16 protein-coding genes are annotated in these 23,381 nt (G+C 59.7%); 4 read left to right on the top strand and 12 right to left on the bottom strand.

From position 1 onward, the window contains the following. Positions 1–4: 4 nt before the first annotated feature. The 5 genes from ACSBP4_RS01630 to ACSBP4_RS01610 form a co-directional block, all read right to left on the bottom strand. Positions 5–2,191, bottom strand: a complete 2,187-nt coding sequence (locus tag ACSBP4_RS01630; RefSeq protein WP_435551187.1) for a hypothetical protein — start codon at positions 2,189–2,191, stop codon at positions 5–7. Positions 2,192–2,193: 2 nt separating this feature from the next. Next, positions 2,194–4,041, bottom strand: coding sequence for a hypothetical protein (locus ACSBP4_RS01625; protein WP_435551186.1), 1,848 nt, complete (start codon positions 4,039–4,041; stop codon positions 2,194–2,196). Further along, positions 4,041–7,535 (bottom strand): DEAD/DEAH box helicase family protein, encoded by a 3,495-nt coding sequence (locus ACSBP4_RS01620; protein ID WP_435551185.1) that lies wholly within the window; start codon positions 7,533–7,535, stop codon positions 4,041–4,043. Before ACSBP4_RS01620 ends, ACSBP4_RS01625 begins: the two co-directional genes overlap by 1 nt. Beyond that, positions 7,519–9,687 carry a DrmE family protein gene (locus tag ACSBP4_RS01615; protein ID WP_435551184.1) on the bottom strand — a complete coding sequence of 723 codons (2,169 nt, stop codon included), beginning with the start codon at positions 9,685–9,687 and terminating at the stop codon, positions 7,519–7,521. The genes ACSBP4_RS01620 and ACSBP4_RS01615 overlap by 17 nt, the downstream gene beginning before the upstream one ends. Positions 9,688–9,827: 140 nt before the next feature. Then, positions 9,828–11,084, bottom strand: coding sequence for a DNA cytosine methyltransferase (locus tag ACSBP4_RS01610; RefSeq protein ID WP_435551183.1), 1,257 nt, complete (start codon positions 11,082–11,084; stop codon positions 9,828–9,830). Positions 11,085–11,379: 295 nt separating this feature from the next. Between ACSBP4_RS01610 and ACSBP4_RS01605 the strand changes: the two genes are divergently transcribed. Beyond that, complete coding sequence (locus ACSBP4_RS01605) at positions 11,380–11,655, top strand: hypothetical protein (RefSeq protein WP_435551182.1); 276 nt, start codon at positions 11,380–11,382, stop codon at positions 11,653–11,655. 103 nt (positions 11,656–11,758) lie between these two features. Here the strand turns inward: ACSBP4_RS01605 and ACSBP4_RS01600 are convergent, their stop codons facing one another. Then, positions 11,759–12,025 (bottom strand): hypothetical protein, encoded by a 267-nt coding sequence (locus ACSBP4_RS01600; protein ID WP_435551181.1) that lies wholly within the window; start codon positions 12,023–12,025, stop codon positions 11,759–11,761. A 300-nt stretch (positions 12,026–12,325) separates the two neighbouring features. Here ACSBP4_RS01600 and ACSBP4_RS01595 point away from each other — a divergent pair, with 300 nt between their 5' ends. The 3 genes from ACSBP4_RS01595 to sufU all read left to right on the top strand — a co-directional run bounded on the left by ACSBP4_RS01595 (position 12,326) and on the right by sufU (position 13,992). Continuing rightward, positions 12,326–12,778, top strand: coding sequence for a response regulator (locus tag ACSBP4_RS01595; RefSeq protein WP_373632281.1), 453 nt, complete (start codon positions 12,326–12,328; stop codon positions 12,776–12,778). A 50-nt stretch (positions 12,779–12,828) separates the two neighbouring features. Beyond that, positions 12,829–13,461, top strand: a complete 633-nt coding sequence (locus ACSBP4_RS01590; protein WP_435551180.1) for an HD domain-containing protein — start codon at positions 12,829–12,831, stop codon at positions 13,459–13,461. 111 nt (positions 13,462–13,572) lie between these two features. Next, positions 13,573–13,992: a Fe-S cluster assembly sulfur transfer protein SufU gene (sufU, locus tag ACSBP4_RS01585; RefSeq protein WP_006182984.1), complete on the top strand. Its 420-nt coding sequence runs from the start codon at positions 13,573–13,575 to the stop codon at positions 13,990–13,992. Between the two features lie 195 nt (positions 13,993–14,187). Here sufU and ACSBP4_RS01580 read toward each other — a convergent pair whose 3' ends face one another. Genes ACSBP4_RS01580 through ACSBP4_RS01555 form a run of 6 tightly spaced genes read right to left on the bottom strand, consistent with a single transcriptional unit; the run spans position 14,188 to position 23,058 of the window. After that, a complete protein-coding gene (locus ACSBP4_RS01580) occupies positions 14,188–16,095 on the bottom strand; it encodes an IucA/IucC family protein (protein ID WP_435551179.1) in 1,908 nt (635 codons plus the stop codon). A 2-nt stretch (positions 16,096–16,097) separates the two neighbouring features. Further along, on the bottom strand, positions 16,098–17,564 hold the full coding sequence (locus ACSBP4_RS01575) for a lysine N(6)-hydroxylase/L-ornithine N(5)-oxygenase family protein (RefSeq protein WP_049965347.1): 1,467 nt from the start codon (positions 17,562–17,564) through the stop codon (positions 16,098–16,100). Further along, the gene (locus tag ACSBP4_RS01570; protein ID WP_049965346.1) at positions 17,557–18,222 is read right to left on the bottom strand and encodes a GNAT family N-acetyltransferase; all 666 of its coding nucleotides are present in this window, start codon (positions 18,220–18,222) and stop codon (positions 17,557–17,559) included. The genes ACSBP4_RS01575 and ACSBP4_RS01570 overlap by 8 nt, the downstream gene beginning before the upstream one ends. Then, positions 18,219–20,108 carry an IucA/IucC family protein gene (locus ACSBP4_RS01565; protein WP_435551178.1) on the bottom strand — a complete coding sequence of 630 codons (1,890 nt, stop codon included), beginning with the start codon at positions 20,106–20,108 and terminating at the stop codon, positions 18,219–18,221. Before ACSBP4_RS01565 ends, ACSBP4_RS01570 begins: the two co-directional genes overlap by 4 nt. Beyond that, positions 20,105–21,688 carry a pyridoxal phosphate-dependent decarboxylase family protein gene (locus ACSBP4_RS01560; protein ID WP_435551177.1) on the bottom strand — a complete coding sequence of 528 codons (1,584 nt, stop codon included), beginning with the start codon at positions 21,686–21,688 and terminating at the stop codon, positions 20,105–20,107. Before ACSBP4_RS01560 ends, ACSBP4_RS01565 begins: the two co-directional genes overlap by 4 nt. Continuing rightward, positions 21,685–23,058 (bottom strand): diaminobutyrate--2-oxoglutarate transaminase, encoded by a 1,374-nt coding sequence (locus tag ACSBP4_RS01555; RefSeq protein ID WP_435551176.1) that lies wholly within the window; start codon positions 23,056–23,058, stop codon positions 21,685–21,687. The genes ACSBP4_RS01560 and ACSBP4_RS01555 overlap by 4 nt, the downstream gene beginning before the upstream one ends. Positions 23,059–23,381: the final 323 nt, after the last annotated feature.

The following is a 23,381-nucleotide window of genomic DNA, read 5'->3' as shown; positions in this document are numbered from 1 at the left end:
AATACTATAGTTGCGTAGGAGTCTGTAGGAGGTGATCTTGATATTGGCTGATAAAGTTTGAAAAACGGCATTCCTCAACAGTACACTCCATTTCTAGGTTCTCTGGGAGGGGTTCTCGTCTGGTGCAGGTGAGGATGCGGAATTCGAGATTTCGGCGTTCGTGCAGCACTGACTCGTGGATGGTTTCTAGCTCTTCACAGACTTCTTCGATCGTTTCTTCTGAGAGAACTCTTGTGAGTGTTACAACAATCGATCGGCCGTCGTCGGTTTCACACAAGAATGTGCGCTTCGAAAGATTCGTTTTGGGGCTTACAGACTCCCCCAACATACGACTACAATGCTTGCTGAATGCGTCACAAGCAGTATCATGACCGTACGTTTTCCAGTAAAGTGCTTCATACTCTGCTCGAATTCTGTTTTGCGCCGTCTCAAATAGTTCGGTAGGTGAGCTGGATTCAGCAGAGAATGAGACAAGCTGGTTTGAACGCGCGTCAGTCCTGATCGGACCGTTAGTATCGAACGCACTGTTATCGGCCAGTTCACTACAGCCAGCGAGCAATTGCATCACTTTCTCCAGCCCGATGCTCATTGAAATACGAGCAAATAATTCTATTGAGGTCGTATAAGCAGTTTCCGACTGTGAGGTTTCGTTGTTGTCTGAAACCATGCGCGCCGCAAGATAACGAATGTTATCAATGATGAAATGACGGCGGCCAACTGTATCAGCAGTCTCAAAGAGAGCAATCCATGACTCGAATAACGGTTTTTTAAGCTTATCTAACTCGTCAGCCTCATCAACAATAATAAACTGGTGGAACGTACGTTGGAGACCGATGAGTTCTCGATAGAGGAATTGACCATCAGTCTTAGAGACATCAGCCTTGAAATTCGCGGCAGTTGGAGTGTGTTGGCCCACTGGGAACTGTCGACGCTCAATCAACGTCAGTAACGCTTGACAGACAGCATTGATCCCATTACGATAAATCGCCTTTCGTTCCTCTATTTCATCAGGATCTAATGAGGTTGCTTGTGCGTTTGAATTGAAGTTTTCATAGTCTTTTTTCAGTGTTTCGGTGAAATTCAACGCAAGGTCATCGTAGCCGTGATTTACGGAGGAGATCAATAATTTCGTCCTCGCCTGGAAGAGACACCGTTGTTCACCTATGGTTAAATTAGCTCTATCACCGGGATTCTTGACTGATCTGAGTGTGTCGAATGCGGTTTCTGCAATTTCCGGCAACTTCCTATCTAAAGAACGTTCACCAATCGTCGCAATGTCATCGGAAAAGTCATCCACCCATGCCTCATTTCCGGTATTAATCGACGAAATCAACAACGGTTCATACTCACTTTGAATAACCGCACTGAACTGATCAATTACGGCGTGTCTAGCTACAGGTTCACTGGACAGCCCTAGTATCGTACACCACGTTCGCTGTTGCTCGCTTTGACGGGTTACCCCGGCTTTGTCGACCACGTCGAAATGGTCATCAATCATATCATTGTACGTATCATGAACCTCTTTCACAGTATTTGTTTCGTCGTTCTGGACGGCGCTATTTATCAAAGAGTGAAGCGGGTCCGTCGCTCGTTGGTTGGGATTTGTGTCGTCCCAGTTGTTTTGTTTTCGATCGCTAGTGATAGCGAATGTCTTTCTGGGGTTTGCTGCCTGTCGGATGAACGCCGCTAGGCCTGAGGGGGTACTCAGTTCAAGCGTCCGATTTACTGCGAATCCGAGGGAGACGATCGATGCGAGGAACAAAATGCCCGCACTGATCCCTAACCAGAGATAGCCGATCAGTAGTGTCTGTGGGAGAAAGACAATTAATGTAACGTCATAAAGAATTGACAAAAAGAGAACGGGGTAGGCTTCAGAGAACAGATGGCTACTGTCGAATTGGCCAAGCGTCCGGAGGGTATAATTCGTTGAGACGAGTTGAATGCTCAGGAACGTTACTGAGAATACGATCGCCAGGATGCTCGCTTGTGCCGTCGCAACGGTTGTCAATACGAACCTCAGATTACTGCTCCTAATATCGAGGAACCCAATACTGTTAATAATGGAGTCGACCAAAGAAGGCAGTTGTCCCTCCCAAGCGAGGGACACTAAACCAACTAAGGTCGGTGCCCCTACCAAGAGGGCGAAGGTTAGTTTCTTCCAATGTTTGAATTTCGACCGTACCTTGCTCATTGTTAGTTGAGTACTAGGTCCCGGGCAGTTTCGAGGTAGCTATCGAAGCCCGCATCGTGGTACGATCCTCCATAGAGTGGAGCTCGAGAAAGACTGTGGTTTGAGAACTGGCACGAGAGGTTAGAGACGTAAAGACAGCCTTCACAGGCATGACCGTCTTCGTTCTGACAGACGGGATCATACAGGCATTCGGCTTCTTCACTCCGGATTTGCTCGGCAAGATCGGTGAATCGATCCTCTATGAGGGTAAAAATCGATCCCAGACTATAATCTGTATCTGACCGCTTGTAGATGACAAAGGAGAGTGGTCGCGGGAGCAGATACTCAACCAGACTTTCGCGAGAGTACCCAGAGAGAGCATCAATCGAGTTAATGATGACGTGCGAGTAGGAATGCAGCAGCGTCAAGACTGCATGCCGTACCTCGTTCTCTCTCGTGATGTCGTCGAACCTCGGGATTGGCGAGTCACCTGGGGGAGTGAGTTCTTCCAAGAACCACCGCCGGAGTTCGTAGACATCGTCTGTGTCGACTGTTTCGTCGACCTCGATAAACGAGAGTGACATTAGCCACTCGTAGACCGTTGCCGGGTCAAGTGTGAACTGTACTGCCTCCGCCTCAGCGGTCAAAGCATAGATCTCGGTACCGTGTTCACCATAGAACTTCCGTAAGTGCGTGCCATTGGTGGGTTCGTAATTTAGGCGCGAGTAGCCATAAATAGTAGTCGTGACAGGGAAGTTCTCTAGGAGTCGTACCTCAGAAACCCCCAGCTCGTTGCGGGTCTGCAGAAACTCCTCAAGTTTGTCTTCACTATAGACTGTCGCAGATTCACCGGTGGAGAATTGAGGTGTCCGACGGCTAGCACGCTCCATGAGATCCTGGAGTGTATGGGAGTATACCTCTGCTTTTTCAGAATCTTCGTCGAGAGCTTGATACTCGAAAATTTCCTCACTCAATTGCGCCTGTTGGTCAGGTGGGATTGCATCCTCAACGAACTCGCGTACTTCCTCTCGTTGTTGCTCGCGTTCTTTTTCGACATCGTCCACCGCAGCCTCGACCTCATCGATGTCCTGCCCGATCTTATCAAGTGCCTGTTTTATTTTGTCATTGAGTGCTTCATTCGCCGACGCAGGCTGAGACTCAGTGTCCGCTGAAAGATAATCAACAAGAACATTCTCTTGATACCGGGTATTGTTTTGTATGCGTTTGATTTCCTCGCGGTCGGCATTGACGAACGTCGCTCGCTGCGGGTAGAAACATGATGACGCCGAATGAACTTTCACCCGCTGTTCCCGAGAACTTCTTCCACATTCATAGCACTCGCCCATGTTCCGACCAAGCCGTCTCGACTCGTCACCCGGCCCTTCAAGCGTACTTGATGCGAGTCCACGGCTGCTTCGATTCAGTTTATATATCCCGTTGTCAGGAACGTACAACGATTCGATCCGTCCACATTTACACACTTGAACAAGCTGCACCTGATCCCGTGCAGTAAACCGGTGACTGCAGGTATCGTGTTCACATCGAAGTGTACCGTTGCGAGCCGACTGCATCTCACTGCGATTGAACTGCGTGAGATAACCACACGACGGACACTCGAACGTTCGGGGGAACACCTCGAATTCGACAGCTCGAGGTTCGATGATCTGGGTATTCCCGAAGTTGAATTCAACATCGTTCGTCCACTCGCCTAATTGTGCCCCGATCCGTTGAATGAAATAAGTGTCCGGGAATGGTTTGTCCTGACGCTGCCGCCGGACATCCGTCACCCGGCCAATGATTCCGGTTTCTGCATGATCAAACGTATCGTCCTGCAGGAAGTTATATAGTATCTGGGACTTGCTGCGCTCCATCAGTCATCTCCCCCCGTCAATGCCTCGAACGCATTTCGAGCATCAGTATCAACCCGTATCTCAACCTCCTCACCGATATCTCGGAGACTCCGCATCGGATCTTGCTTAAACGTCGTATAGAATTCTTCTTGGAGATGATCCAGCCAGTACTGCCAGTACTCTTCCACCCGGCGAGTGACAGACTCCTTGAAGTACTCCTGCTCATCTCCCGCAACGTCACCACCAACCCCATACGCTCGCGACAATACTCCCTCAAAGGAATCCTTCCCAAATTCTGGGTACTGATTGGGATTATGTAATACCTCTTGCATTTGCTTCGAACTCTGGACGTTCACGTCGTACTCCCGATGCATAAACGGACGATAGTATTGGAGGAGAATTGCTCGGAAGAGACCTGGAAACGTCTTATCTAGGCTAAATCGCGACCAGCGAGCTACAGATGTCTCCTCGACACTCCGGTCTAAATATTCGTGTGTCTTCTCGAAATACTTGTACCGATGTCGATCTCGGTTGTCAACAGGGCTGAACATATCAACCACGAATCCGGGATAGTCACGCCCCACGCGACTACTGGACTGAATGTACTGGAACGTACGGCGTGGGAACCCAAAGAAAAACATACTGTTGAACCGATCGACATCGATCCCATGACTGATGTAACTCGTCGCTGCCAGCAGATCGTGTCGATCCTCGAAATCCATGTTGCGTGACTCCTGGAGTTCTTGAAGCACCCCAGTCGTATCGACGTCAGCAGTCAACTCAGATATATTTAATTCGTCATCATCATAGCCATCATTCCCCATTTCGCGGCGGATCTGGCTTCGAATACTCCGCTTGAATCGGTCCTTCTCCGTCTTTCGCAGGAAATAGATGATGCTAAGCTCGTAGAGATACAGGATTTCCGCCAGCTCCTCGGAAGCAATCTCCCTATCTGCAGCGGTCGTTGACAGAAACTCCACGTCGTCCCGTCGCGCATCACGGATCGATTCGTGATACTGTTTAACGAGATCTAAGACGGCATAAATGTGCGTCTTGTTATTCGGCGTGATACCATAGAAGGTCCGTAGCCGTTCATCTGGATCGTCTTCCTGAACTTCACCATAGTAAGATTCAGTCAGCGAAGGTCCCTCTTCGGGGAAGCGGTTCGCATCCTTCAAAAACAATCCTTGCATGAGGCGCTCGTAGGAAGGTGTATCAGTCACGCCCTCCCGGTCAGAGATCGTCGCCGTTGACGTCACGATCTTCGGTGTCTTGTCATCACTCTTCTTGCATAGCTCTAAGTACATCGTCTCGTAGTGGGCAGCAAACACACCGAGTTCTTCATTGAGGAGGTGGACCTCGTCAACTAAGTGCAGCGTTGGAATCGGATCTGAAAACTGCGGACTGACTTCCTCAAGTGGTCCATTACATCCGACCGTATTCTTTTCTGAACACTTCCCAGAATACCCGAAGCCATGTTTCTTACACTTGGTAGTGTGGTTGCCGAGTAGGTTCGCGAATCGTGGATTCGTGCCAGTGATTGCAATCTTGTCCAATGTTCCGAGTAATACTGATGGGACCTTTCGATAGATTTCGTAATCAGTCACGTACAGCGGTAGCTCATCCACACGGCACCCATCCTCACCCATCGCGTCGTTCGTACAATAGTGCTTGACTCGATTCGTCTCTTGCTGGAACTCGATCTCTACGGGAGACCCACAATTCGGACACTTATTGACACGCTTGCACTTCTCTTCGAGGAGGGCATGATCCTCGTCGAACGTTTTGTGGAAGTCGTTCGACCGACCGGAGTTTGGTTTCTCGATTTGGTTCGGTGTCGTCTCACCACCGACAAAGTATCCGAGTTCGAATCGTTCACCCTCGAGATCTTCACTAGCGTGGAGGTTATTGGCTGCAACAAGTTTCTCGAGAAATCGACCCATTTGTTGTTCGCCCAGAAGGGTCAGCGGGAAGCGAATCCACGCAGTAACACCTCGCTCCTTGCCACGTAGTCGATCGAAAAACAAGTTGAACAGGATCAACCCGAGGTATGCTTCAGTCTTCCCGCCACCAGTGGGAAACCAGAGGACTTCTGCCTCATTGTGACGGGCATTATCGATGTCTGAGCTGTCCATACGGTCAACAATGGCCGGGAGGTTCGATACGATGAAGACGAGTTGGAACGCGTGCCACGAGTCGAACTCCTCTTCGTCTTCGTGGAATGTTCGATTCATCAGTCGGAACGCACGCAGCGCGGTGTCTGGATGATTTTCGAGAACATCGATCCCGCGGCTGAAATTATCTACTTCGGAATCAAACGCTTGGAGGACACGATCGAACTCGCTGATTTCTTCGTCAGTGAGTCCATCAACGAACTCACTACGCCGGCCTCGGCTGCTCCTAGCGTCCTCTAAATACGCCTGCATGTCGTTGCGGATCACCCGCAGATGTGAGAGGGTACGTTCAGACTTTAGTTCGCTAAACGCTGTATGCTTCCGGTCCTGGACAGCAGGGTCTGTGTTACTGGCGACTCGATCAGTAACGTCGTCGGGATATTTCCGGTGCTTGAATCGATATGTTTGATGCGTCGCAATTTGGGTGGTTGCTAGTGTGCCTGTCGAGGTTCGCGCGTCGGGTGACTGTAGCTCTGTGTTGTCGACAGTTGCATTGAGACCTTTCCCCCACAACGTTCGGTCGTACCGGTAGTCCTCTGGGATCGACCGAAACTGGTACCGTTGGAATTCGCCTTCGACTTCGATCCGCTGGTTGAACAAGAACGGACACCACCCGCTTGCATCTCCATCACTCGTATTGTGGACTTTGACAGTGATTTCCGTAGGTTCATCTTCCACATCTCGCGTCCACCGGTGGATCTGGCAGCCAACTGACCACGACTGGTCGATAGGAGGGTCGTCGGCTGCAGCATCGCGTAGCCGACTGTACTCCTCTTCAGACAGGTCGCCTTCTACATTCACTTGATCGGCGAGTTCGGACAAGTCAGTTTCTGGGAATACTATCCGATTATCGCAGGCTTGCTCGTATTTGTTTGCGATTGCGCTCTGAATCTCGGATTTGAACCTCGATGCGACCTCAGAGGGGTCAGCGAATGAATCGATAGAGAGTCTCGTGGAAACGGAGAAGCGTTGATGGAACTTTTCTTCCGAGAGCCCCTTAGTAGACAGTTCGGTGTTGCTCTCTCGGATTTCCTTAATCGTTGGCAGACAGCGATAGTATATATCACACGAGAAAGAAAGCTGGTACCCTGAGCGCTCTGGTGTTGGCTGCCAACGCAGACCAATCATCGATGGTCGAGCCTGTGAAAACGGCCCTTCGTCTGACTCTTTATCAGAATCAATCGACCCTGGAGACAGGTTCGCGACGTAGTACTGCGTTTGTGGTCTCCCCCAGCATGTATCCGTCACTTTCCCCGATGCATGATCGAGCGCACGCTTGAACAGCTCTTCTCCGATCTGATAACATGCTTGAGAGTCGAGGTCGCTACTGTTTCCGGACATCCTCCACCTGAACTACCTCAATCTCTTCGCGCAGCTGTATAATCCTTTGTCTAACATCACCGCCAACGTCAAGTGATTTACGAGAATCTAGCTCCCCAGCTAGCATCTTCCGAATCTCCTCACCAACTTCTTCATTGAATTTTCGAATCCACTCAATCGCCGCATTGATTTCATCGTAAACGCCGAGCGCGTCAGGCTGGTAGGCCTCTAAGACACGACGCACGTCCTCTGGATCTTGCGGCCCGGTTGTCTCTCCAGAGATCCACAATCGAATCGCAGACGTCGATTCAATCGACGAGCCCTGCTCGGCGAGTGTCGCTTGGATATCCTCAAGAGAGGATTCTTTTCGTGCCGCCCGTAGAATATCTCTCCAGTACTCAACAAGTTGTTCTTTATCGCCAAGACTCCCGCGTGATTTTTCTTTCTCTCTGAGATATTCATAGAGGTCCTGCTCTGCATCACCTAAACGAACGATCGCGTCACCAGCCGAAATCTTGCGAACTGGCCGTTTCTCAACTTCGTGTGTCGATTCGTTATACGTGGTCAGTCGACGGCCACCCCGGAAAGACTCCTGAAGACGATTATCGAACGTTACGAGGTACATATCTGGGTCGCATGACCGGCCATCGCTGCTTTCGACCGTCGAGGTCGACTCGCGCTGCTCGAGGATATCTTCAGAGATCGATTCTGTAATATCGTCTAAATCGAAGGACACAGTGCCGTGATCTGAATCGCTATTAACAGTCGACTTAGTCACCGTCCCAGATACTGCACTGGAGTCCGTTGGAGAGTCTTCAGTGGACATGTTGAGTTGATTCTTGATAGGGTTGTACTCTGTTGGGTAACAGAGAATTTTAAGGTCCGGACTAAGTGGAAAGTTGAATGCGTTCGCGGTGTACGGCATGAGGCCGAGCATGACAAGTCGATGTGAAGGCATCGGCTTGATTTCGTTTGCGTGTTTGATCGAGACGTTTGCCGGGATGGACCGCGCTGATTGCTCGAAGTCGGTTTTGATTGCTGTTTTGTGAGTTTCGTTTTTCGAGACGACCGTCACTGGTTTACTTGACTCTGCGGCGTCATCGAGTACCGAGTGGAATGTCGATCGCTTGAGGTTGTTCTCCGACAGGTACTCCAAAATTTCCCGGGCGTCATCAGCGAACGATCCCAAGAGTCCTCTCGCGCTGCCACTAGCGGCTGCTGCCCGCTCTTCGATTGCTTCAATGAGTCGCTCAAGTTTGGGTTGGCCGTAATTCAGTCCAGCAGCAGCATCAAACTGCGCGGGGAGTGCCGCAAGTGCACTCAGCTCTTTGAACAGGCGGCCCGTTCGAACGTAGCCATCGTACTCGGTTTCGATCTGCTTGTGGAGACGGTAGAGAGATTCCAGGTTCTCGACAAACGTTTCGTCGTTCAAAATTAGGTACTCGATATCAAAGTCTGAATCGAGGATTGTCTCATACCGGCGGACCGGACTCGGGTTACTGACAGTCTTCGTTGGTGGCTCAACATCCATCACCCACTCTCGGTTTACATTGAGCGCATCAGGTAGCTTGTCGCGGACTTCCCGTGCGGCCCAACCTATATCTACGAAAAACGTGTATGAACACACTTGGTGGTGGTCGTTGAAATCACTGAATTTCGATAAGTTTGATCGCCACTTCTCGTTTCGCAGATCAACGAACACGTTCCCGAGCAGCCATTCATCGCCACGGTATTCGAGGTCTTCTGGGGACTGTGTTGAATATAGCGTGGGTTTGCGTTGGTTGAATTCACTGGGTGTGAGTGGCTCTCGACGCATAATCGGCCTTTTATTGGTGCTATCGGAACGGTGGAATGAGGCGAATCGACTCAGATAGCCTCGTTTTGCACAGAGCAACGATGGATACACATCGTTCATTTCAAATCGGTTCGAGTCGGCTTGCGAGAGAATCTGGTAGGCGAAACACGAAAGGAGTGGGTAGAGATCGTCTTGGATGGGACTCACGACAAACGTAACTTCTCGCTCAGTAATACCGTTTAGTGTGTATTGGAGGAGTGCACGCTCAGAGTGTCCCAACTGGAGGGGACTTCCCTCGAATTCAATGCGGCCAGATTCGAGCATATCGAAGAGGTCGGTGTCGCGTGCTGCATCAAATAACTCCTGTGAGTCAACCACTCCAATAACTACGTACTAGCCAACTATAAATCATATCATTCAGCACTATTTACCAAAAACATGAAAAGTGGCGATCCTCATGGGATCTCCGTCTATGACCGTGATTGTAGAAGCGCCTAGAGCGTGTCAGGTCGAGGGTGTTAGACTGATGTCCGGGAACCCCTGTTTTGTTTGAGGTCTTTGTCGATGAGATCGTATCGCAGTTCGTCCAACTGTGGTGGGGCAACCAACTCGACGGTTGAGTTCGACATCTTACTCGTGTGTTGTGAATCGAAGACGACGTCTTTTGATATGTTGTCAAGGTGTTGGCGGATACTGCCACCGATTGCGGTTGCGAGACGGACGGGGACGGCGTTCCCGATGAGTTCACCCATTTCTTTGTGTCGTGGGCATGTATCCTCTGGGACGAATTGATAGTCTGATGGAAATGTTTGGAGAAGTGCCCCTTCGAAGAACGAGATTGCTCGGTCCGTACTCTGGTCAGGATTGCTGTCGTAGTTCGGGTGACCGAACCGACCACTCCCCCAGTTGTGGAAGTTGGTCGTGAGGGTTGGGGCGGGTTTGTCCCACCACATGCGGCCGTATGCTGTGTAAGAACTATTCGCTTCAGACGGAGGTTTCAGGTCCTCGGGAAGGTCGTGCCAGTCTTCGCCTTCTTTCGTGTGCCGCATCCGTTTGGGGTTAGCTCCCCGGAGGTCGGCTGCTTTGTGGAGGTGGTGATAATCTGGTCGCCACTCACCCGCATCTAGGTCTGGAATGTCATGTTGGCTGAAAGCGTGCCGAACGGTTACTTCCCACTTCGGTGGGTTCGGTGGGTCGACCGTTTCGATGTGACCGAACTTGGAGGCGAGGAAGACGAGTCGTTCTCGGGCTTGTGGAACGCCGTAGTTTGTGCAGTCGTGGACGGCATCGATCGCTGTGTATGCTGGATTCTCTTGGAACCAGGATTTGAAGTTTAACTTGTAGCGCGGATCGTCGACGAGGGGGCCGACATTTTCCATGGCGACGATGTCTGGGTCGATGCATTTGATTACTTCGTGCATCGCCTCAAGGAGCTGGCTCTTCTCGTGGTCTTGGGGGTTGGTTCCGTTACTCAAATTGGAGTACGGCTGACAGGGTACACAGCCCGCGACAACAGTCACGGCAGTATCAGGGAGTCTGTATTTGAGTTCGGATACATCGAGCGCGGGGATATCGTCGTCCTCGGGTTCATCGACGTGGTCGAGGACACATTCGATATCTCGTTGGAGGAATTCAGCGTTGGTATTCGTCTCGTAGGGGTACTGGCAGTGGCTGTTGATGTCCACGCCAGCGACGACATCAATACCGGCTTTCTCAAGACCATACGTGAGACCACCCGCCCCACAGAAGAGGTCTACGGCAGCAACATGAACCACTGATAATCACCTCCAAAAAGTCGGGGAGGGAAAGAGGTCATCTTGTACTGTGTTATAGGGGTGCGAGATGATAAATACCCTGATCTTCATACGATTTCGTCCAACGTAACGAGACGAGAGTGTTCCCATTTGGGCGAGGGGAAATTTAGTCGGCTGTAGAGATCATCCTGCATGGAGTTAGTACGTATTTGAGCTGTGGGAGCTAGAAAGTTCCGAAATGGGGATACGGCTAATCGATGAGTACCTACCGTTGGTAGAGGGTGTTGATGAACCCCTGTACTTGCCGTCGTTCGAATTGAAGTCAGCGAATAGCGAACACGAACGAAAGGATCAGAAGAGCGGCAGCGAGTATCTCGAGTGGCTGTTCGACCTCGAACTCGAGTCGGTCGCCGTCGAGCCGATCTGGCGCGACGCGTCCGAACACGTGCTGGAATACAATCCGGCGCTGGGCGATTCGTTCGCACTGGCGACGGCCGTCCACGTCGACGGAACGGTACTGGTTGGCGGTGACGACGATTACGACGAGATCACCGCCGTTCCGATCGAGCGGTTTCGGGACGGCTCGAGTTGAGTTCGTTCCCGGAAGGGGGTTCGTCGACCGGTTGCAACGACACACCGAAAAGAGCGAACTATCGATCAGCTACCGATTCGAGTGAGACGGCGCGAGCGGCGCCCTACTCCCGCTCGAGGCTACCCGGCACGACGGGACAGCCACAGGGGGAGGCGGTGCCGACGCGGGGGCCGGCGACGGTCACGACCCAGACGGGGCGACCGCAGTGGGGGCAGTCGGGGACCGACCACTCCTCGTCCGGGTCGCCGGTCCGTTCGGGGACTACCTCGACCGGCCTCGAGTCGGGATCGTCGCTCATCGGTCCCTCCGCGGGAAGCGTGATCGAGCCCCGCGATCGGGCGCTGTCGCTGGTCGTTCGAGTTGATTCCACTGCCGTGCGGGACGTTTATATCCCGCTAGAACGTACGTAATCATGGCTTGCAAATCCCGGCTAGGGGATTGGAAGCCAGTCTCGGGTGTTGCCGCACCCGGGGTATTTCGTACCCCCTCCGCTCGCGCGTTTGGAGACGGCTTCCGTACTGATTGTCCCCCCATAGTGACTTATAACTACTGACGGATCGGGCGAATGAATTGGGCGTGGCTCGAATCGGGGTTCGACTGTGGCGATAGCGGGGACTGTTCAACGCGAGTGACACGGACGTTTTACCCGCTCGCTCGCTACGTAACGGCGATGGCCACGGACGACGAGGGCACGGACGATCCGATCGATATCCTGCTGGTCGAGCCCAACCCCGGCGACAGCCGGCTCTTCGAGGAGCAGTTCACGGATGCGAAGTTGCTCAACACCATCCACACCGTCTCCGACGGCGACGAGGCCCTCGCGTTTCTCCACCAGCGTGGCGAGTTCGCCGAGGAACCCCGACCCGACATCGTCCTGCTCGAGCCACAACTGCCCGGCAAGAGCGGGATCGAAGTCCTCTCGGAACTAAAGAACGACGCCGTGTTGAACGAGATCCCGGTCGTCGTCCTCACGAGTTCCGATGCGGGAGAGCAGGTCGTCCGGTCCCACGGCCTCGAGGCCGACACCTACCTGCAAAAGCCCGTCGAACCAGAGGACTTCGTCGAGTTCGTCCGGTCCGTCGAGGACTTCTGGTTCGCGATCGTCCAGAAGTCCGCCGAGTGACCGCCGCGAGGACGGCGCGTTTATTTTCCGGCCGGCGAAAGGCGGGGACGATGCTCGAGGCAGTTCGCGACCGTGCCCGCACCTATTTCGACGACGCGTCACCGGCCCACGACTGGCACCACGTCCAGCGGGTCGAGCGGTTGGCCGAGACGCTGTGCGAGCGCCACTCCGACGCCGTCGACGATCGGGTGGTCCGCCTCGCCGTCTACTGTCACGATGTCGGCCGGGCGAAGGAAGACCGCGGCGAGATCGACGACCACGCGCAGTGGGGCGCGCGGGAAGCCGAGGGGATCCTGCGCGAGTGCGGGGCCGGCGCGGCGACAATCGAGCGGGTCCAACACTGTATTCGGGCTCACCGCTACTCGAACGACCTCGAGCCCGCGACGCTCGAGGCGAAACTCGTCGCCGACGCGGACAACCTCGACGCGCTCGGTGCGGTCGGCATCGCCCGCGTGTTCGCCTACGGTGGCGAGATCGGCGATCCGATCCACGATCCGGCCCAGCCGATCGCGGAAGACGACACCGACGCCGGCGCGACACAGTACAACCACTTCCACAAGAAGATCCTGGACCTGCCAGAGCGGATGTACACCGACGTCGGTCGCGACCTCGCCGCGAAGCGTGTGGCGTTCGTTCGCGAGTACCTCGAGCGGTTCGATAGCGAGGTCGTCGGCGAGCGATAGGGGCCGGTCGCCGACCGGACCCGACGGCCCCGAACCCGTCGGAAACCGACGCGATCGGCCGTTTCGGCCCCGGAACCCTTTTACAACTCACTGGCCTATCCGTAGCCAACGATGGGACTGGGCTCCGATATGTACCGACAGCAGATCCTCGACCACTACAAGAACCCGCGCAACTACGGGGAACTCGAGGATCCAACGTACACACACATCGGCGAGAACCCGATGTGTGGCGACGAGATCCGCATGGACATCGACCTCGCCGACGACGGAGAGACGATCGAACGGGTCGCCTTCCAGGGCGACGGCTGTGCGATCAGTCAGGCCTCCGCCAGCATGCTCTCCGGGGAACTCGTCGGCAAGACCCTCGAGGAACTCCAGGAGATGGATCGCGACGACGTGATCGACATGCTCGGGGTCGAGGTCTCGCCCATGCGAGTCAAATGTGCCGTGCTGGCCGAGAAGGTCGCACAGGACGGCGCGGAGATCTACGAGGGCGAACTCGACGTGGAGAAGACGACGACCGAGGACTAACACCCACCTTTTTTGCGTTCGGGTTCGCTCGCTACGCTCGCTCACCCTCACGCAAAAAATCTGGACCAAAAAAGGCCGCTCGCTCACTCGGCGCGGCGCTACGCGCCGCGCCCTCGTTCGCTCGCGGGAGCCATTCCTCCTAATGACGCCTGCCACCCCTCTGCGACACAGCGAATCGCTACCTCCCGGCCCAGCTTACCGCTGCGGGTCGACTTCGGCCAGCGGGTTCGGCACGGTGCCGTGTTCGATCGCGTGAGGCCGCTTGGGGAGGTCGCCGTAGCCCACGTCGACGATCCGGTTGCGGTTCAGCGTCAGCTTCGGGAACGACGGCTCGAGCAGGTCGAACAGCTCGAACCGCTCCTCGAGGTCGGGGAAGCGATCGTGGTAGTCCTCGATGGCGGCCCGGACCCGGCCCCAGAACTCGGTTTCGGGGTAGTCCTCGATGGCGGCCCGGACCCGGCCCCAGAACTCGGTTTCGGGGTAGTCGTGATGGCGCGCGAGCAGGTCGGCGAGGTAGCGGTAGACGCCGACGAACAGCCCGTAGACGACGAACAGCCGCAGTTCTTCCGGCGGGACCGACAGCAACACGTCGTCGAGGTCCTCGGGCAGCCCCTGCAGTTCCGCGAGGGGCGCATCGGCGACGTTGACGTCGTCGACGAAGTCCTTGACCGCCAGCCGGGCGGGCCGATCGTCCTCGAGGACGAGGATCGTGTTCTCGCCGTGGGGCGAGAACGCGGTCCCGTACCGGTAGAGGTAGTGCAACAACGGTGGCAACATCGTCTCGAACAGCTCGTCGAGCCACGCCGACAGCGACAGATCGGAGCGCTCGACTAACTTCGAGACCACCGGCTCGCCGTCCTCGACGTGAAGGAGTGCGGCGAGGCTCATCGCTCGCTGATCGTCGTCGATCAGGTCGGTGACGCTCTCGCGCCAGACACAGCCCAGCAGTTCGTTGTACTGGTAGGGCGGTGCCTCGAGCGCGTCGAAGGTGGGGTGATCGAAGTTGACGCCGGCGATCTCCCCGGGCAAGACGAGTTCGCACTCGTCGCGCAGGAACGGGTCCGAATCCCGGACGTCCTTGACGTACTCGGTGACAAGCGGCGCAGCCTCGGTGCGCTCGCCGGGGAGGCCACGCCAGACGAGCGTGTTGACGATCTGCAGCGGGAGCTTCACGTTGTGTTTGGCCAGTTCGTCGGCGTTGACGAAGGTGCGGACCGACTGCATCGGCAGGTACTCGTCCGGGCCGGGCCCCAGCGGGACGATGTCGTTGGTCGCGAGTTGGCGGCCGAACAGGGGAACGATCGCGTTCTCCCACTGCCAGTCGTGGACCGGCAGGAACAGGTAGTCGTCCGGGTCGAGCCCGCGGTCCGCGAGGTCGTCCCGAAACCGCCCGTAGTAGTCGCCGAGTTCAGCCTCGAGCAGCGCCTCGTGATCGAGGCCGTCGACGCCCACGAACGTGGCGGCCTCGCGGGAGACGCCACACCACGAGAGCCGGATCGGTTCGGACCGCTCGGGCGCGTAGTCGCGGTAGTCGTCGTACCCCCAGCCGACCCGGCCCTTGTTGAACGTGAGCCACGGGTGGCCGGTCATCTCGCCCTCGATCTCGGCGTAGGGCATATCGAGGACGGAGCGGGCCGTCGCATCGGCGGCGTCAGCGTCGGCCCCGTCGTCGGCGTCGATGTGGGCGTCCGCAAGCAGCGTGTTGGTGTACTCGCGGACGAGATGCCCCGCCGTGATCGAGTCCATCTCGATCGTCGGCTCGAGGTCCACGACGAACTGCAGCGGGTCGGCGGCGGGCTCGAACCCGTCGCCGTCGTCGCGCTCGAGCGAGTCGACGCGGACGCTGATCGAGTCCCAGAACCGCTCGACGGCGTCGAAGCGGTACCGGGTCCCGTCGAGGTCGGCCTCGTAGGTCGTCCACTCGCCGTCGGGGTCGGCGACCGGCTCCGGCTCGAGGAGGTCCTCGTAGGTGAACTCCCGGACGATCTTCGCGAGGAGTTCGCGGCCGGCGTCGTCCCAGCGGGCCTCGGTCAGCACCGTCTCGAGCGTGTCGGTTCCGTCGAATCCGTACTCCTGGTCCGTGGTGTGTCGTGTGTGTTGCATGATTACTCCGTGTTGAGCGACAGCGACTGGGGCGCGTCGGCACGAACTGACGCGTGGTCGGCGAACTGGTCGACATCGAAGTCCTGGAAGACGGTGTCCCGGTCGACGGGGTAGATCTCGCGCCCGGCGAGCTGTTCGACGATGATGGCGTTCCGGTAACAGCCCAGCCCGAGGTCGGGTGTCCCGACCCCGTGGGCGTGTAGCGGGGCGTTCTGGACGAACACGCGGCCGGCATCGGGGCCGCCGAACGCGCCCTCAAGGCGGTAGTCCTCGGTCACGCGGAACCGGCCCCGGTCGTCGAAGGCGATCCGGTCGGCGATCGGCTCGAGGAAGGTCGGCGTCGGCCGCTGATACCCCGTCCCGAAGATCACGGCGTCGGTCTCGAGGGCGAACGACCGCTCCTGCTGGCGCTGTTCGCAGGCGAGCCAGTAACTGCCCTCGAGGCGCTCGAGGTCCCGGACCGCGGTCGTCGCGAGCATGCCGAACTCGGGGTCGCGGTCGCCGATCGAGCGCTCGTAAAGGGCGTCGTAGATCCGCTCGCTGGTCTCGGGATCGATCCCCTTGTACAGCAGGTCCTGGTCGGCCAGCAGGTCGTCCTTCTCCAACTGGGGGAGATCGTAGAAGTACCGCGAGTACTCGGGCGTGAAGTGCTGGAGGCCGAGCTTCGAGTACTCCATCGGGTAGAACCCGTCCGAGCGGGTGAGCCAGTCGAGCCGGTAGCCGCCATCGGGCTGGCGCTCGAGTAGGTCCAGTACGACCTCGGCGGCGCTCTGTCCCGAGCCGACGACGGTGATCGCGTCGCGCTCGAGGGCCGCATCGCGGCGCTCGAGGTAGTCGGCGGTGTGAAACAGGGGAGCCTCTCCGTCGGCGTAGTCGCGGGCGAACCCCGGCAGGGCGGGCCGGGAGCCGACGCCCATGACGAGGTCGGCGGCCCGGTAGCGGTAGCGCCGGCCCGTCTCGGGAGAGCGGGCCTCGACGACGAAGGTCCCGCCATCGCCGGGGTCGGCACCGCTCGAGTCCGGCTCCGTTCCCTCCGAGTCGCCGTCGGATTCGTACTCGACGCTCGTGACCTCGCGGTCGAACGCCGTCGTCGGGACCCGTTCGGACACCCAGCGCAGGTAATCGTCGTACTCCCGGCGGGGGATCTGGAACGTCTCGTAGAAGTAGAACTCGTAGAGACGGTCCCGTTCCCGGGCGTAGTTGAGGAAGCTGTGGGGGCTGGTGGGGTCGGCCATCGTCACCAGATCGGCGAGGAACGGGACTTCGAGGGTGGCCCCCTCGATCAGCATCCCCTCGTGCCAGGCGAACGCGGGGTCGCGCTCGAGAAAGACCGCCTCGAGATCGGCGTCCGCGCCGTCGAGCAGCGCCGCGAGCCCGAGGTTGAACGGACCGAGGCCGACGCCGAGGACGTCGTAGTGACCCCGATCGACGACTGGTTCGTCGGCGTCGTCGGCATTGCCTTCAGTCATCGTCGTCCACCTCGGTCGGCGACGCGGCGGCCCCGTCGGCGGTCGGCGGGCAGACCTCGCGTTCGAACCGCTCGCGGGTGCAGACGACGAGGTTGGCCGTCTTCTCCTCCTCGGGGAACTCGAACTGTCGCCGGAACTCGAAGCCACACTGCTGGGCGACCGTCAACACGGCGTCGTTGCGGGCGTCGGGCTCGCCGACGACCCGGTCGGTCTCGGGGTGGCTGAACTGGAAGGCCGTCATCGCCCGGAGCAACGGGATCGCGTCCCCCTCGCCGACGTACTCGGGCGGACCGAGCAGGAGGTGAATCCCCTGGTCGGCCGGCTCGGCGTCGTAGTACGCCGCGAGGTCGTCCTCGGCGACCCAGTAGCGCTCCCAGTAGCTCATCGGGACGTGGTCCAGACAGCCGATATACAGCGACTGGTGGTCGTCCGCGAGCTTCTCCCGGAGCGTCTCGCGGAACTCGGGCAGCGGCTCGTCGAGGTCCCAGGAGGGCTTGACGTGGTCCGAACCCAGCCACGCGTGCAGGCGACCGAGGTCGCGCTCGAGGTCGACCGGCCGGAAGCCGATGTGTCGGTCGATGGTCCGGTCGTAGTACTCGAAGTCGTACTCGGCGACGGCGGTGGCGTGGGGGCCACGTTCCGGCGTCCGGGCCGTCATCGGTTCACCTCCGGTCCCGACGACTGCCCCGTACTGGTACCGGCCGCGTCCCCGGCGTCGACCAGCGGGTTCCGCACCTCGGCGTAGACCGACTGCTCGTCCAGCGACGGCGCGTCGAGTTCGTCCAGTCCGCGAAACCGCGTCAGCAGGTTCGCCTTGCGGGGGACGGTCTCGGACTCGAGCAGCGGGTCGAGGATCGACGTGCCGGGCCGGTCGAACTCCCGGAGCGATTCGAGTTCCGCGCGGAGGATCGCGAGCAGCCGTTCCTCCGCGACCAGCCCCGCGGTCCCGAAGGCGTTGATCACGCCCAGCGCGTTGTTCAACACGACGTAGTAACGGATCCGCTCGTCGGCGACCGCGTCGGGACAGATCGAGTTCGCCCGCTCGCCGATCCCCGGACAGACCGCCTCGAGCCGGTCGTAGGCGCTCTCGGGGAAGTAGTAGCCCTGATTGTCGCGGTAGCGGAACTCGTCGGGATACCCCGCCTTGTCGAGCGTCAGGACGCTGTTTTGCTGGTGGGCCTCGAGGCCGATCCCCCGCTCGAGGTAGAGCCACAGCAGCGGCCGCACCGAGATCGACAGGTAGCGCCGGAACCACTCCTCGCTGACGGCGGCGGGGTCGCGGCCCTCGCGCTCGGCGATCGAGGCGACGATCCGGCCCAGCCGCGAGCGGCCGTCACCGATGGCGTCCTGACAGAGCCCGACGACCGGCGTCGCCTGCCGGGCGTCCTCGCCACGGAATGGGTTCTCCCGGAGGACGACCTCGAAGCCGGACTCGTCGCCGTCGGTCGCCAGCGCGTCTGGATCGACGGTTAGGTAAGCCGGATCGCGGATCACGTCGAAATCGGGGAACCGGTCGCGCAGGTCGTCGCCGAGTTCGGTCGCCAGCAGGGTCGAGATCGCGACCCCGCGCTCGAGTTCCGGCCGCTTGTTCGTTCGCAGGGAGTTGGTGATCTCGACGGCCAGCGACCCCTTGACCATGAACGGCGACTCGGGGGCATACAGCGTCCGCACCGACGTCGTCGGGGAAAACTCCCGTCCCAGCGGACCGATGGACTCGAGTTTCCCCGCCGCGACGAGATCCTGCACGTCGGGGCGATCGAGGAGTCGCTCGGCCTGCCAGGGGTGGACGGGCAGGAGAACGTCGTCGTCCCCGAGATACCCCTCGAGGACCGAGTCGGCGACGGCCGGATCGGCCCGGAGCGCCTCGCGGACCCAGTCGGCGGCCGAGTCCTCGCGGGCGGACTCGCTCTCGACGATCTCGGCGTCCGCGCGGACGTAGTGCAGCCGGAACGAGCCCTCGAGTTCCGGGGCGTAGCGCTCGGCGTCGTCGCCCATTCCCCGACGGCTCTTGGGCGTCGGGTGCTGGAGATGGCCAAAGACCAGCGACTGCTCGGCCTCGCGGAACGTGAAGTCCGTCCCGTACAGGGCGTCGCCGTCGTCGGCGCGGGCCGCGACGTACCGTTCGACGTTCCGGCAGGAGCGAACCACCCGCTCGAGGAGGTCGTCGCGGTTGGGGTCCGCGCCGCGGGCGAGTTCGAGTTCCTTCGTCGCGAGCGTCGCGAGCGTCGCGTAGTCCAACGGCTGGGGCTCGCCGTCGCCGGCCCGGTAGGCGGCCGGCAGATCGAACAGATGACGGCCCGTCGGGGACCGGTACCCGACCGGAACGAAGAGGTCGATCCCCTGGTTCGCGAGCGGGCACCGCAGGACGAGCCCGCTCTCGGGCCGGCGGTCGATCGGCGTCTCGGCCGCGGGAACGAACTCGCCGGCACCGGTCTCGAGGCAGTAGCAGTTCAGGAAGCTATGCACCGTCGCGTCGCGTGCGACTCGCGTCGCGTCGACGCCGTCGTTGGACGAACTCGTCCGTGTCGTGGGTCGTACTGTCATGTGGAATCGGTCTCCGCTTCGAGTGCCTCGCCGCGGTCGACGACCGCCGCGAGGACAGCTTGGAGGTCGGAAGGCGTCGTTTTCGGGTTCAACAGGGTGAGTTTCAGCGCGGCCGTACCGTCGACTTCGGTCCGCGCGAGGATGGCCTCGCCGTCGGCGAACAGTTCGTCGCGGATCCCGCGGTTGAGCCGATCGAGCGCGGGCCGAGACGCGGAACCGGGCCGGTCGTCCGACTCGCCCGCTCGAGCGCCGCGGTCCGAGGGCCGATACCGAAAGACCACCGCGCTGAGTTCGGGGTCACAACACAGCTCCAGCGCTGGCTCGGCCCGGATCTCGGCGGCGACGGCGTCGGCCAGCTCGCAGACGTACTCGACGCAGTCGGCCACGCCGGCCCGGCCCAGCGCGTTGAACGTCACGAACGGCTTCAGCGCGTCGAACCGGCGGGTCGTCCGCGGCGACTTCGAGACGAGGTTCGGCACCCCCGCCGCGTCGTCGCGCTCGGGGTTGAGGTAGGCCGCGTTGCGCTCGAGGAACCGATAGCGGTCGCCATCGCGCAACAGGAAGGCCCCACAGCCGATGGGCTGGTAGAACAGCTTGTGGAAGTCGACCGCGATCGAGTCGGCGCGATCGATCCCCGCGAGCTTCGATCGGAGCGAGTCGCTTATCGCACAGGCCCCGCCGTAGGCGGCGTCGACGTGCAGCCACAGGTCCCGCTCGGCGGCCCGATCCGCCAGGGCCGCGAGCGGATCGATACTCCCGAAGTCGGTCGTGCCCGCGGTGCCGACGATCGCGAACGGGTGTCGACCGTCGGCCGCGAGGGCCTCGAGGGTCTCGTCCAGCGCCGCGAGGTCCATCCGGCGGTCGTCGTCGGTCGGTACCGTCACGACCGCGTCCTCGCCGAGCCCGAGGTGGTGGGCGGCCTGGTCGGCGGTGAAGTGGGCGGCGTCCGAACAGAGTAGCCGGAGGTCGGCCGCTTCTGGCGGGAGCCCGGCCGACTGAACGTCGCGGTCGAACCGCGTCCGGCAGTACCAGTCCCGAGCCAGCAAGAGCCCGAGGAGGTTCGACTCCGTGCCGCCGCCGGTGAAGACGCCGTCGGCACCGGCCGGATAGTCGAACAGGTCACAGCAGGCGTCGACGACCCGTTCCTCCAGGACGGAGGCGGCGGGAGCCTGATCGAACGAGTCCAGCGACTGGTTGGTTCCCGAAAGCAACAGCTCCGCGGCCAGTGCCGGAATCGTCGGCGGACAGTGCAGATGCGCGACGCAGTCGGGGTCGTGGACCCGGACCGAGTCGGTGAGGATCTCGTCGCCGACCGTCTCGAGGACGGCTGCGAGCGAGTCGCCCGTCTCGGGGACGACAGTCAGCTCGTCGATCCGCGCACGGAGCGTCTCGTGGTCGGTTCCGGCGTAGGGGCCATCGACCGTCGCGAACGACTCGAGGAGGCAGTCGCGGGCCCGGTCGATCGCCGCCGCGTACGCGGCGTTGCCGTCCGGGTCGCCGAGGAATGAGCTGGCCGCGTCCGGCGGCGTCGGACCATCGCCCGCCGGGCGACGCCGCCCGGCGAGGTCGCTGCCGGTCATGCTGGGGCCTCCGCGCGATCCTGTCCGGCCGTGAGGGCCGCGCGAACGCTCTCGTGGACGATCTCGGCGACCGTGTCGATCCGGGCGGGCGAGATCGTCAGCGGGGGAAGGAACCGGACGACGCTCCCGTCGCGACCGCCGGTCTCGACGACGAGGCCGCGATCGAACGCCGCCGACTGGACGGCCGATGCGAGGTCACCGTCGGCGGGATAGTGACCGAGCGAGTCCGGTTCGCCGTCGGGATCGACGAGTTCCATGCCGAGCATGAGGCCGCGCCCGCGGACGTCCCCGACCGCCTCGAACGTCGCCGCGGTCTCCTCGAGACGGCCCCGCAACCGATCGCCCATCGCCGCGGCGTGGTCCTCGAGATCGTTCTCGAGGACGTACTCGATGGTCGCCGCGCCGGCGGCCATGCCGAGCTGATTGCCGCGGAACGTGCCGGCGTGTGCGCCGGGCTCCCAGACGTCGAGCGACTCGTCGTAGACGACGACGGACAGCGGGAGCCCGCCGCCGATGGCCTTCGAGAGCGTCATCACGTCCGGGACGACGTCGGCGTGTTCGATCCCGTACAGTTCGCCGGTTCGCCCGAGCCCGGTCTGTATCTCGTCGACGATCAGCGGCACGTCGCGTTCGCGGGTGATCCGGCGCATCTCGCGGAGCCAGTCGGCGGGGGCCGGCACCGCGCCGCCCTCGCCCTGGACCGGCTCGAGGATCATGCCGGCGGGGTCGACCAGTCCGCTATCGGGGTTCGAGAGGGTTCGCTCGACGTACTCGGCGCTCGTCCGCCAGCAGTCCTCGCCACCGAGCCCGAACGGGCACCGATAGGCGTAGGGGTAGGGCAGATGCTGGACGTCCGGCATCAGCCCCGGCACGTCTTCTTTCGCCGCCGTGTCACCCATCAGGCTGAGCGCGCCGTTGGTCATCCCGTGGTAGCCGCCCTGGAAGGCCAGCATCGACCGGTTCCCGGTCGCGGTCTTGACCAGCTTCAGCGCGGCCTCGACCGCGTCGGTCCCGGCCGGGCTGCAGAACTGTACGTTCGCGTTCTCGGCGAACGCGTCGGGGAGGCTCTCGAGCAGCCGGTCGACGAACCGCTCCTTGACTGGCGTCGTCAGATCGAGCGTGTGGATCGCACGTCCCCGCTCGAGCAGTTCCTCCATCCGCTCGACGACCGCGGGGTGGTTGTGGCCGAGCGCGAGCGTCCCCGCACCCGCCAGACAGTCGATGTACTCGTTGCCGTCGACGTCCTCGAGGATCGCCCCGTCGGCACGTTCGATCGCCAGCGGCAGCGATCGGGGGTAGGTCCGCGCGTTCGATTCGCGCCGGGCCTGTTGTGCGAGGAGCTGCTCGGCCGACGAACTGCCGTCGGTCACGGTCGCTCACCCGATGACCGATCTTCGAGTCGGGTCGGTAGTAGTCGTCGCGTCGTCATGCAGGTTTTAGGCCAGCCTAAATATTGAAAAGCGTATCGGTTTTTAGGCCAACCTAAAGCTTATACGGGAAGTGCTGAAAGAAAGCAAAACGGCGTGGAACGGAGCTAAGCGGCGATCACAGTGGACGAATCGACCCACTGAAGCAGCCAGTGATCGGGTCCGAACCGCGGAATCAGCGGCCGGCAGCCGGTCGCCGGATCGACCGGTAGCAGGCGGTAACTACCGCTACCCGGCCGGGTTCAGGATCGGACCGTCCCGACGCC

Source organism: Natrinema sp. CGMCC1.2065, assembly GCF_051225675.1.
In the GTDB taxonomy this organism is placed as follows: domain Archaea; phylum Halobacteriota; class Halobacteria; order Halobacteriales; family Natrialbaceae; genus Natrinema; species Natrinema thermotolerans.
The sequence above is the reverse complement of the archived record's forward strand: the minus strand, read 5'-3'. Positions and strand labels throughout refer to the sequence as shown.